Source organism: Streptomyces sp. CRN 30 (assembly GCF_034105845.1).
Genome location: NZ_JAVRHI010000448.1, coordinates 128,403 through 140,210 on the forward strand (window position 1 = coordinate 128,403; position 11,808 = coordinate 140,210).

Genomic DNA, 11,808 nt, shown 5'->3' on the forward strand with positions numbered 1-11,808 from the left:
CGTCGCGTTGCCTCGAACGGTGAGGAACCCGGCGGTGAGGAACCCGGCGGGCGATCCGACGGGGGCTCAGTCCCCCGTCACCACCGCCGCCTGCGGCCTGATCGGCAGGCGGTTGACCGAGCGGCCCGTCGCCGCGCGTACCGCCGACGCGACGGCCGCCGGGGACGCCACCACCGGCGCCGCGCTGACCGCCTTGGCGCCGAACGGGGCCACCACGTCGCGTTCCTCGACGAGTTTGACGATGCGGATGTCGGGGGCGTCCAGGGCGGTGGGGAGGGCGTAGCCGGTCAGGTCCGGGTGGCGGATCAGGCCGCGCGGGGTGCGGAGGTTCTCCGTCAGGGCGATGCCCACGCCCTGGGTGACCCCGCCCTCGATCCGGGCGGCCAGCTGCGCCGGGTTGAGGATCCGGCCCACGTCCTGCGCGACCGCCAGCTCCACCACCCGTACCGAACCCAGTTCCACGTCGACGTCGACCACCGCGCGGATCGCGCAGAACGCCATGCCCACGAAGGCGTCGCCCTGCCCGGACGCGTCCAGCGGCTCCGTCGGGTGCGGACGGCACTGGGCGGTGGCCCACAGTTCCTTGCCGTCCAGCGCCTCGCCGACCGTCGTCGACAGGACCCCGTCGTACGACGTGATCTTGCCGTCGGCGATCTGGAGCAGCTCGGTGGACATGCCGAACTGGTGGGCCAGCGGCTGGAGGAGCTGCGTACGGACCATCTTCGCGGCCCGTTCCACCGCCCCGCCCGACACCCAGGTGTGGCGGCCCCGGCAGCCCGCGCCCGCCGGCGGCTGGTCGGTGTCGACCGGCGCCACGTGCACCTCGTCGATGCCGAGGGTCTCCTGGACGATCTGCCGGGCGAGGGTCGTGAAGCCCTGGCCGGTCTCGACGGCGGCGCACAGCACCGTCGCCACGCCGTCGTGGACCTTCACCGTCGCCGTGGAGACCTCGTCCGCGCCCTCCGCGCCGAGCATGTGCACCATGCCGATGCCGTAGCCCACGCCCCGGCGCACCGCGCCCGGTTCGCCCGCGCCCTCGGGGCCGCCGGGCAGCAGCCACTCCTCGGCGGGGGTGTCCTTCGGCAGCGCGGGCAGGGGGTGCTCGCGCACCGCCTGGAGGAGTTCGGCGACGGGGGCCGGGCAGGTCACCGTCTGGCCGGTCGGGAGGATGTCCCCCGTGGCCAGCACGTTCCGCAGGCGCACCTCCGCCGGGTCCAGGCCCAGCTTCTTCGCGATCTTGTCCATCTGCGCCTCGTACGCGGCGCACACCTGCATCGCGCCCTCGCCCCGGACGTGTCCGGAGGGCGGGTTGTTGGTGCGTACCGCCCAGCCCTCGATGAACGCGTTCGGGACCACGTACGGGCCGCAGGCGAAGGCGACCGCGGCGGCCAGCGCCTCGGACGACGTGTCGGCGTACGCGCCCGCGTCGAGCAGGATCTGCGCCTCGACCTTGACCAGCCGGCCCTCGGCGTCCGCGTGGTGGCGGTAGCGCAGCAGGGTGGGGTGGCGGTGGGCGTGGCCGAGGAACGACTCCTCGCGCGTGGCGGTCAGTTTGACCGGCAGGCCCGTCTTCAGCGCCAGCAGCCCGAGGGGGAGCTGGAAGCCCTGGTCCTCGCGGTCGGCCGTGGCGCCGGGGACACCGGTCACCACGATCTTCACCTGTTCGGGGGACAGGCCGAAAGCGGCCGCCGCCGTGTCGCGGTCGGTGTGCGGGTCGGTGGAGGCCAGGTACAGCTCCACACCGCCGTCCGGACGGGGTACGGCGAGACCGGCCTCGGCGCCGATCGGCGCCGGGTCCTGGCGGCCGATGCGGTACAGACCCTCGGCGACGATCTCGCCCGCCGCGTCCGGGTCGCCGTGGCGCAGCGGGATGTGCCGGATCAGGTTGCCGTCGGGGTGCAGCGGCTCGGCCTCGAACGCCTGCTCGGGGTCGGTGACCGGGTCCAGTACCTCGTACTCGACGATGACGGCCGCCGCCGCCATCCGCGCGGTGTCGGGGTGGTCCGCGGCGACGGCGGCGAGGGGCTCGCCGTGGTGGCGTACGACCTCGGAGGCGAAGACCGGCCGGTCGGCTCTGCCCCGTCCGTGCAGCGCGGTGCCCGGCACGTCCTCGTGGGTCACGACGGCCCGCACGCCGGGCATCTCGCGCGCGTGCCGCGTGTCGATGGAGACGATCCGCGCGTGCGGGTGCGGGGAGCGCAGGACGGCCGCCCAGAGCAGGCCCTCGGCCCACAGGTCGGCGGCGTAGGGGAAGGTGCCCTCCGTCTTGGCGCGGGAGTCGGCGGCCGGCAGCGACGCGCCGATGCCGTGCGGGATCGGCTCGGGGGCCGGGGCCCCGGCGGCGGTGCCCGCGGCCTCCGCGGTGGCTGCCTCGTTGCTCAACGCTGGCCTCCGTCCTGGCCGTGCTGTCCGTCGTGGCCGTCCGGCTGGTCGTGCGCGTGCGGGTCGTGCGCGCCCGGCGGATACGCGCCGGGCGGGCCCTGCGGGTCGAACGCCGACGGGTTGACGCCGCCCGCGCCCGGCCCCGCCTGGTGCGGGATACGGGGCTCGTCCGCGTCCGGGGCCGGTCCGTCGGCGGCACCGGCGGCACCGGCCGTGTCCGCCCCGGCGGCGGCGTCGCGCTCGGCGACGACCTCCTCGACCGCCCGCAGCACGCCCCGGTAGCCGGAGCAGCGGCACAGGTTGCCGCACAGGGCCTGGCGGGTCTCCAGTTCGGTCGGCGCCGGGTTGCCCTCCAGCAGGTCGTGCACGGTCATCGCCATGCCGGGCACGCAGAAGCCGCACTGCACCGCGCCGCACCGGGCCAGCGCCCGCTGCACGTCGGAGGGCCGGCCGTCGGCGGCCAGGCCCTCGACCGTACGGACCTCACTGCCCGCGGCGGTCACGGCCGGCACCAGGCAGGAGGCGACGAGACGGCCGTCGACCTGCACGTTGCACGCGCCGCACTCGCCCTGCGAGCAGCCGTCCTTGGCCCCGGCGAGGCCGAGCCGCTCGCGCAGCACGTAGAGCAGCGACTCCCCGATCCAGGCGTCGGTGACGGGCCGGTCGGCGCCGTTGACACGCAGGACGTAGGAGGCGAGGGGGTGTTCCTCGGCGGCAGCGGCAGCGGCGGGAGGGTCGGGGAGGGGCGGGGGCTCTTCCGGCGCCGGGTCCGGACCCGGGGGCTGCTCCGGGGCCGGCGGCTGCTCCGGGCCCGTGGTCGGCTCCGGGCCCGTGGCCAGGTCCGGGTTCGTGGTCGGGTCCGCCTCGGGGTCCGCATCCGGGCTCGGTTCCGGGGCGGTCCCCGCGACGGACGCGGCTTCGGCAGAAGCGGCGTCCGCGGATGCCGCGGGGGTCACGGGGGCCGCGGGAGCCGCGGGGACCGCCTCCGGAGCGACGGCCTCCGGGACCGCCTCCGAAGCCACGGACTCCGGAGCAGCCTCCGACGCGGACGCGTCGGCGGAACCGGCCGGAACACCGGCTTCCGCCTCGGCACCGCCGACCGGCTCTGCCACCTCGGCCGCCACCCCGGCCGCCATTTCGGCCGCCATTTCGGCCGCCCCCTCGGCCGCCGCCTCTGGCGGTACCTCGGCTGCCGCCTCGGCCGCCACTCCATGCCCGAGAGGCGTCAACGACCCCTCAGCGGCCTCCCGTTCGAACGAAGCCTCTCCGTGCGAGGCGGGAGCCCCCAGAGGCTCCACGGGGCGCTCAGCGGCCTCAGTGGCCTCAGCCGCCTCAGTGAACCCACGCGTCTCGTGTATCTCGCGAACCCCGTCGGCCCCGCGCGGCGCCTCCCCCGCGTCCGGGATCGGGAGGCGGATGACACCGAGCCTCGTGGTCTCGTCGAACATCGGCGGCTTCGCCGTGGGCTCCGCGTCCGGCCGTGCCTCCGGCGCCCGCTCCCCGGACCAGTGTCCGGGTCCCTCCTGGTGCGGTGTCTGCGGTGTCCGGTCGTTCCACGGACGGCCCGTCGCCTGAGCCGCCCAGGGGGCCGGGGCGCCGCCCGGGAGCGTGGCCGGCGGCGTACCGCCCCACTGCTCGACCAGGGACGACGTGGTGAACTCGCCGGACTCGTCGGGGAGGTCCCCGCCCGCGACCGGAATGGACCACTGCCCGGTCACGTCGTGGCCGGGTACGGGCGTCTCCTCGGCGGTGACGGCCTCGTGGAAGTCCCACTGATCCGTGGCGCCCGGCCGGTACGCGAACCGGTCGTCGTGACCGGCCCCCTGCACCTGCCCCTGGCCCTGGCCCTGAACGGGATAGCCCGCGTCGGCCTCGGCGTCGCCACCGGTGCCGTCCCCCGGGCCGTAGTACCCGTACTGCCCACCCGTCCCGTACGGGTCCTGCCGCGCCTCCCCGTACGGCTGGTCGTAGGGCTGGTCGTACGGCTGCTCGTACGGCTGACCGGCGTCCTGGGACTGCCACTGCGCGCCGTCCACCGGGGCCGACGGCATCGCCCACGTGCCGGTGGCCGCGGGGTCGGTGCCCGCGGCGGGGCTGACCGTTATCGGCGGCGGGACGAAGCCGTGGCCCGGGGCCGCGAGCGGGCTGCCCGCTGCGTCCAGGAGCGCGTCGATCCCGCCCTCGGGGAGCTGGACGAAGGCGGTGGCGCCGTCGTCGTAGTCACCCTGGGGCAACGGATCCCAGCGGCTGCCGCCGCTGCGGGGCGCGCCCTCTCCCTGCTGCTGGTCGTCGCTCACGACAGCGCCCTCCCCAGTGCTCGTCGGGCCAGTGCGGCGACGGTGCGCCGCAGGTGCAGTACGGCCGGCGGGAGCTGCGCCACCGATCCGTCCTCGGCGGGGACCGGGTCGGGGATGCAGGCCGCGGCGACGTACTCGCCGAAGGCGGCCAGCGCCTCCGGGACGATCGCGCGGTTGTTGTCCCAGTCGATGAGCTGGGCCACCCACTGCTCGGCCTCCAGCGGCCTGAGCGGCATGGGCGCTATGGCACCGACCGCGCACCGCACCCCGCGCCGGGCCGGGTCCAGGACCAGGGCGACGGAGGCGACCGCGCGTCCCGGGCCGGTCCGGCCGGTGGCCTTCAGGAAGACCTGCGGGGCGTGCAGCAGCGGCACCCGTACGAAGCCGATGAGTTCGCCGGCGCGGAGCATCTCCACCCCGGCCAGCAGGTGCGACACGGGGATCTCGCGGCGGGCGCCGCCCTGGCCCGCGATGATCAGCGTCGCCTCCAGGGCGGCGAGGACGGGCAGCGCGTCGCCGGTCGGGGCGGCCGAGGCGACGTTGCCGCCGAGGGTGCCCGCGTTGCGGATCTGCGGCGGTCCCGCAGCGCGCGCGGCGGCGGCGAGCGCCGGGATCAGCGCGGCGAAGTCGGGGCGGCCCATGCGGGCGTGGGTGAGTCCGGCGCCGAGCAGCGCGTGGCCGTCCTGGTACTGCCAGCCGCGGATCTCGCTGATCCGGCCGAGTCCGACCAGCGCGGCGGGGCGGAGCTGGCCGGAGTTGACGGCCGCCATGAGGTCGGTGCCGCCCGCCACCGGCACGGCGGCGGGGCGCTCGGCGAGCGCCGTCACGGCCTCGTCCAGTGTTGTGGGCAGCGTGACGGCCTGCGCCGCCTGCGGTGCGTGCGTGCTCAAACCGCTGCCCCTTCCCGCTGTCCCACTGGTCCCGCCCGTGCGCCGTACGGTACGTGCTGACAGGGCGGACGTGGCAACTCTGGCACATCATCGCAGCACCCGAACGCGGGGGTCCGCTAGGAGGCATTCGCCCGTCTCATCAGGGAGATGGGACAATTCATGCGGGTTGGGGCCAGTAGGACTTGTTTGCGGTTTGTTCCCCACTTGTTCGGGGCGGGCCGTTACTTGTTCGGGGGCGGCCCGTCGAGCGGACGGCCGAGGACGCCGGGGCGCCGCTGCCACGGGCGGGGCCCGGCGGGCGGCCGGTAGGAGACCCCGAGGGCGTCAAGTCGCCGGTAGTGGGCGGCCATACGGTGCTCGAAGGCGGCGAAGTCCCGGCCGGCGGGGTCGGGCAGCGGGCTCCAGGCGACCTCGGCGAAGGCGGCGAGCCGGGGGAACGCCTGGTAGTCCACGCGGGCAGGGCTCTCCATCACCTCGGTCCAGAGGTTGGCCTGGGTGCCGAGGACGCGCCCGGCTTCCTCGGGGGTCAACCCCGGGGGAACCGGCTCGAAACGGTAGACGTCCTCCAGGGTGCGCACGAACCCGATCGGTACCGGTTCGTCGGCGCCGCCGTCCTGCCGGTGGTCCAGGTAGACGTACTGCTCAGGACAGATGACGACGTCGTGTCCGGCGCGCGCGGCGGCGATGCCGCCCTCGTAGCCGCGCCAGGAGGAGACCGCGGCGCCGGGGGCCAGGCCGCCCTCCAGGATCTCGTCCCAGCCGATGAGGCGGCGTCCGCGCGCGGCGAGCCAGGTCGCGAAGTGGCCGATGAACCAGGACTGCAGTTCGTCCTCGTTCGCGAGGCCGAGGTCCTCCATGCGTGCCTTGGCGGTGGCCGAGCGGCGCCACTGGTCCTTCGGGCATTCGTCGCCGCCGACGTGAATGAACTCCGAGGGGAAGAGTTCGAGGAGTTCCTCGAAGACGCCTTCGTAGAAGCGGAGGGTCTGTTCGGTGGGGGCGAGCACGTTCGGGGAGATGCCCCAGGTGTCCCAGACGCCCAGCTCGCCGGTGTCTACGACATCGGTGTTGCCGAGTTCCGGATAGGCGGCGATGGCGGCCTGGGAGTGGCCGGGCACGTCGATTTCGGGGACGACGGTGATGTGGCGTTCGGCGGCGTAGGCGACGATCTCGCGGATGTCGTCCTGGGTGTAGAAACCGCCGTGCGGCTTGTCGTCCCAGAGCGGTGAGGCGCGGTGGCCCCATTTCGAGCGGGGCCGCCATGACGCGGTCTCGGTGAGCTTCGGATACCGCTGGATCTCGACCCGCCAGCCCTGGTCGTCGCTGAGGTGGAAGTGGAAGACGTTGAGTTTGTGCGCGGCCATCAGGTCGAGATAGCGCAGCACTCCGTCCTTGGGCATGAAGTGCCGGGCGACGTCGAGCATGAGGCCGCGCCAGCGGAACCGGGGGGCGTCCTCGACGGTGACCTCCGGCAGGTCCCAGTCGTCGCCGGGGCGCAGCGGGGCCCGGCGGAAGGCGTCGGGTCCGAGCAGCTGGCGCAGGGTCTGCGCGCCCCAGAACACGCCGGCGGCGCTGCCGCCCTCGATGCGGGCGAGGGGGTCGCCGACGGTGAGGCGGTAGCCCTCCGGGGGGAGGCCGGGGTCGATGGACAGCACCAGCCGGTCGGAGGCCGCGCCGCCGTCGTCCGGGGCGAGCGGCAGGCCGGTCGCGGCGCCGAGCGTGGCACGCAGCCAGCGGGCGACGCCCTCGGTGCCCGGTCCGGCGTCCAGTCGGGTCTCCGCGCCGAGGCCCACGTACGAGGCGGCGCTCCAGGCCGCCTCGCGCGGTGCCGGGATCAGGGAGAGTTCGTCGGTCATGTCAGTGGGCACCTTTCATGTCGGTCCCGCGCCTTTCGGGTTCAGTCCTTCACCGCTCCGCCGAGGCCGGAGACGAGTCGTCGTTGCACGAGGACGAAGAAGACCAGGACGGGGACGGTCATCACCGTGGACGCGGCCATCACGCCGCCCCAGTCCGGGTCGTCGGGTTTGTAGAAGACCAGCAGCGCCATCGGCAGCGTCGACTGCGAGGTGTCGCTGATGATGAACGACTTCGCGAACAGGAAGTCGTTCCAGGTCGAGATGAAGGAAAAGACACTCGTGGCCACGAGGCCGGGGAAGACGAGCGGGAAAAGGACCTGCCAGAGGAATCTCGCCCGGCTCGCCCCGTCGAGGTACGCGGCCTCCTCCAGGGCCTCCGGTACGGCTTTCACGAAACCCCGCAGCATCCAGATCGCGAAGGGCAGTGAGAAGGCGATGTGCGGCAGGATCAGCGATCCCAGGGTGTTCAACTGCCCGAGGTCGCGCATGAGGAAGAACAGGGGGATCGTGAGCGCTTCCACGGGCACCATCTGGGCGACCAGGAACATGATCAGCAGGGTGGTCCGGAAACGGAACCGGAATCGCGTCACGGCGGTCGCGGCGAGAAACGCGATGAGCGCGGAGGCGATCACCACGACGCCCGCGACGACGAGACTGTTGAGGAAGTAACGGCCGAATTCCTGCTGCCCGAAGACGCGCCGGAACGCGTCGAGGGACGGCTCCAGGGTCCATGGACGCGGCCGGTCCGACTCGATCTCACCGGCCGGTCTGAAGGCGCTCAGCACCATCCAGTACAGCGGGAAGGCGACGACCACGGCGATCAGCAGTGCCGACGCCTCGGCGGTGAACCGCCATGAACGCTTCACAACTCCTCCCCCTGGCGCCGGAGCAGCCGCAGGTATCCGAGGGTGACGGCGAGCAGGATCAGCAGCATGACGACGCCGATCGCCGAGCCGAGGCTGTACTGGGAGGACGCGAAGGCCTTCTGGTAGGCGTACACGTTCAGGACGAGGTTCTGCCCGGCGATACCGCCGCCGCCCGTCATGACGTAGATCTGGGTGAAGACCTTGAAGTCCCAGATGACCGACTGGATCGTGACGACCGTCAGGATCGGCCGGAGCATCGGTGCCAGTACGGAGCGCCAGATCCGCCACTGCGAGGCCCCGTCCAGGGCGGCGGCCTCCAGCACCTCGGCGGGCACGGAGCGGATACCGGCGTACACCGTCACCATGACGAAGGGGAACGAGCACCACACCACTTCGAGCAGCACCAGCAGGAAGGCGCTGTACCGCCCGTACGTCCAGGAGTGGTCGCCGAGTCCCAGGATGCGGTTGACCGGCCCGAAGTCGGCGTCGAAGAGCAGCAGCCACACCGTCGACCCGGTGACCGCCGGGGTCGCCCACGCGCCGAGCGCGGCCAGCATCAGCGCCAGCCGCGGCACGGCCCGTACCCGGGTCAGCAGCACGGCGAGCGCGCACCCGACGAGGAGCGTGCTGACGACGCAGGCCCCGGCGAAGACGACGGTGGCGGCCAGCACCCGCCAGAACTCCGGGTCCGAGAAGAGCGTGCGGTAGTTCCCGAACCCCTGGAAGGAGGTCGGCTCCCCGCCGCTGACCTGAGCCTGGGTGTACTCCAGGAAGGAGATCAGCCCGAGCTGGTAGACGGGGTAGACGAGCAGCCCGCCGAGGACGACGAGAGCGGGCGCGAGGTAGATCCAGGGAGTACGGGTACGCCTGTGGAAGGGGCGCGGGGCTGTCCTGGATTCGCGGCTGCCGCCGCGTGGGCGCGACCGGCCGGGCCCGACCGCCGCCTTGGAGACGACACTCATCCGGCGGAGCCGAACGCCTCGTCCATCTTCCGCGCCGCGTCCCCCGTCGCTCCTGCGACGGACTTCCGCCCGCTCACGACCTCCTGGAACATGGTCGGCAGCACCTGCCCCGCGTCGACGGCCGCCCAGGCGGCCGACACCGGCACGAACTCCGTCCCGGCCGCCAGCGTGTCCACGAACGGCTTCACGAACGGCTCCTGTGCCGCCACGGACTCCCGTACGTCCGTGAAGGTCGGCAGGAACCCCATCGCCTCGAACATCTGCTTCTGCGCCCGCTTGGACGCGAGCCGCTTCATCAGATCGACCGCGAGCGTCCGGTGCGACGTGGATTTCAGGACACCGATGTTGTTGCCGCCCGCGAAGGCCGGCGCGACCGACCCCGGTTCCACGCCCGGCAGCGGGACGACCGCGTACTTGCCCTTGACCTTGCCCGCCTCCACGGCCTGGTGGCTGAAGTCGCCGCCGACGGCCATGCCCGCCTTGCCGGCGGCGAAGGCGGTCACGGTGTCGTTGCCGCCCATGCCGGCGCACTTCGCGGCGGGGCAGTTGTCGTCGCCGAAGAGGTCGGTGTACGCCTCGACGCCCTTGCGGGAGGCGGCGCTGTCGAGCGCGGTCAGCTCCCCGCCGTGGGCCCACAGGAACGGCATCGCGCCGTAGGTGTAGGCGCCGCCGACGGCGAGGCCGTAGAGGCCGGGTTCGGCGGCGCGTATCTTCCGGGCGGTGGTGGCGAGTTCGCCGAGCGTGCGGGGCGGTTCGAGGTCCAGTTCCGCGAAGAGGTCGGTGCGGTAGTACAGGGCGCGGACGCCGACGAAGTAGGGCGCCCCGTAGACCACGCCGTCCACGGTGACCGACCGGCGGGCCGTCGGGTCGGTGTCCTTCGTCTCGTTCCAGGCGTCGAACTCGGCGGTGACGTCGGCGAGTCCGCCGTCCTTGACGTAGCCGGCGGTGTCGGTGTTGCCGTACTCGATGACGTCGGGCGCGGACGCCGGGTCGTTGAAGGCGGCCTTGACGCGCTGGGCGCGGGTCTCCACGGGGATGTACTCGACGCGGACGTCGGTGCCGTCGTGGGCCTTCTCGAAGCCGTCGACGACGGCCCGGACGGCCGCCTCCTTCGGTTCGTTGCCGACCTCCTGGAAGAGCCAGACGCGCAGGGTGCCGGATTTCTCGTCCCTGCCGGCGGAGGAGTCACCGGGGCCGGAGGTCTGGGGGGCGCAGGCGGTGGCGGCGACGGCGAGTAGGAGAGCCAGTCGGACGGGGAGCTTCATACAGCGGTCCTCCGCAAGCAGGCGTTGCAACATATGCAATGACGGTTTCGCTCTGCACAACACCATGGAGGCTAAGTACTACATCAACATGTCCACAAGAGGTCTGAACCATTTCCCCGTCACCGCACCACGGGCGCCCCGGACAGCGCGAAGGCCCCCGAAGTGCGGCGGAACTCGCACTTCCGGGGGCCCGTGAGCAGAAGGCCGGGCTACTTCTTGCCGTCGCCCTTGCCCTCGTCTCCGCCGCCGCTCATGGACTCGTAGATCTCCTTGCACATGGGGCAGACGGGATACTTCTTCGGATCGCGGCCCGGTACCCAGACCTTGCCGCACAGCGCCACGACGGGGGTGCCGTCGAGGGCGCTCGCCATGATCTTGTCCTTCTGGACATAGTGGGCGAAGCGCTCGTGGTCGCCGTCGCCGTGGGACACCTGCGGCGTCGGCTCGACGAGGGTCCCCGTACCAGTCCCGCGCTCGGGCTCAAGAGTGCTCATAACCGCCAAGGGTACTGAAGGGCGCCCGCTTCAGTTGAGCGACGGGTCGTCCGGATACGTCGCCACCATCGCCAGCTCGCTGCGCTGGCGGCGGAGCACCTCGCGCCAGAGTCCGGCGGGCGACGGCGAGGAGACGTCACCGGGTTCGGACTCCACCACGTACCAGGCGCCCTCGGTCAGTTCGTCCTGCAACTGGCCCGGTCCCCAGCCCGCGTACCCGGCGAAGATCCTGAGCGAGCCGACCGCCGGCGCGAGCAGTTCCGGCGGCGCCTCCAGGTCGACCAGGCCGATGGCGCCGTGCACCCGGCGCCAGCCCAGCGGGGCTCCGCCGTCCCCGTCGCCGGGCACCACGGCGACGCCCAGCGCCGAGTCCAGGGAGACCGGGCCGCCCTGGAAGACGACGCCCGGTTCACCGGTCAGCTCCGCCCAGCCGTCCAGGATGTCGCCCACGCCGACCGGGGTCGGCCGGTTGAGGACAACGCCGAGGGAGCCCTCCTCGTCGTGGTCGAGGAGGAGCACCACCGCACGCTCGAAGTTCGGGTCCGACAGGGCGGGTGTGGCCACGAGCAGCCGCCCTGTGAGCGAGGACACCTCGGTCATGCCTGACATGATCCCGCATCTTCCCGTGCGGTGGGGAGGCAATCGGGGGCACCGGAGTGAACCCAGCTCAGACGTCCCCGCGACGCGCCCCGCCGCGCGCCCGTCACGGTGACCGCATGTGCCCGCGAACGCACGGTTCGTGTTGTGAGCGGGCCGTGCGGGGGCTGTGCGGTCCGGGGCTGACAGCCTGGGGCCGGAG

At 73.0% G+C, this 11,808-nt stretch carries 9 protein-coding genes; all 9 read right to left on the bottom strand.

What is annotated here, in order from left to right:
* Nucleotides 1-66 precede the first annotated feature (66 nt).
* The 9 genes from UW392_RS51180 to UW392_RS51220 all read right to left on the bottom strand — a co-directional run bounded on the left by UW392_RS51180 (nt 67) and on the right by UW392_RS51220 (nt 11,609).
* Nucleotides 67-2,382, bottom strand: a complete 2,316-nt coding sequence (locus UW392_RS51180; RefSeq protein WP_320782286.1) for a xanthine dehydrogenase family protein molybdopterin-binding subunit — start codon at nt 2,380-2,382, stop codon at nt 67-69.
* Complete coding sequence (locus UW392_RS51185; RefSeq protein WP_320782287.1) at nt 2,379-4,679, bottom strand: (2Fe-2S)-binding protein; 2,301 nt, start codon at nt 4,677-4,679, stop codon at nt 2,379-2,381. Before UW392_RS51185 ends, UW392_RS51180 begins: the two co-directional genes overlap by 4 nt.
* On the bottom strand, nt 4,676-5,569 hold the full coding sequence (locus UW392_RS51190) for an FAD binding domain-containing protein (RefSeq protein WP_320782288.1): 894 nt from the start codon (nt 5,567-5,569) through the stop codon (nt 4,676-4,678). Before UW392_RS51190 ends, UW392_RS51185 begins: the two co-directional genes overlap by 4 nt.
* Nucleotides 5,570-5,790: 221 nt before the next feature.
* The gene (locus UW392_RS51195) at nt 5,791-7,422 is read right to left on the bottom strand and encodes a beta-N-acetylhexosaminidase (RefSeq protein ID WP_320782289.1); all 1,632 of its coding nucleotides are present in this window, start codon (nt 7,420-7,422) and stop codon (nt 5,791-5,793) included.
* 41 nt (nt 7,423-7,463) lie between these two features.
* The gene (locus UW392_RS51200) at nt 7,464-8,288 is read right to left on the bottom strand and encodes a carbohydrate ABC transporter permease (RefSeq protein WP_320782290.1); all 825 of its coding nucleotides are present in this window, start codon (nt 8,286-8,288) and stop codon (nt 7,464-7,466) included.
* Complete coding sequence (locus UW392_RS51205) at nt 8,285-9,250, bottom strand: sugar ABC transporter permease (RefSeq protein ID WP_320782291.1); 966 nt, start codon at nt 9,248-9,250, stop codon at nt 8,285-8,287. Before UW392_RS51205 ends, UW392_RS51200 begins: the two co-directional genes overlap by 4 nt.
* A complete protein-coding gene (locus UW392_RS51210) occupies nt 9,247-10,515 on the bottom strand; it encodes an extracellular solute-binding protein (protein ID WP_320782292.1) in 1,269 nt (422 codons plus the stop codon). The genes UW392_RS51205 and UW392_RS51210 overlap by 4 nt, the downstream gene beginning before the upstream one ends.
* Before the next feature lie 209 nt (nt 10,516-10,724).
* Complete coding sequence (locus UW392_RS51215) at nt 10,725-11,009, bottom strand: DUF3039 domain-containing protein (protein ID WP_189419969.1); 285 nt, start codon at nt 11,007-11,009, stop codon at nt 10,725-10,727.
* 30 nt (nt 11,010-11,039) lie between these two features.
* Entirely contained in the window at nt 11,040-11,609 is a 570-nt protein-coding gene (locus UW392_RS51220) for a YqgE/AlgH family protein (RefSeq protein WP_320782293.1), read from the bottom strand.
* Nucleotides 11,610-11,808: the final 199 nt, after the last annotated feature.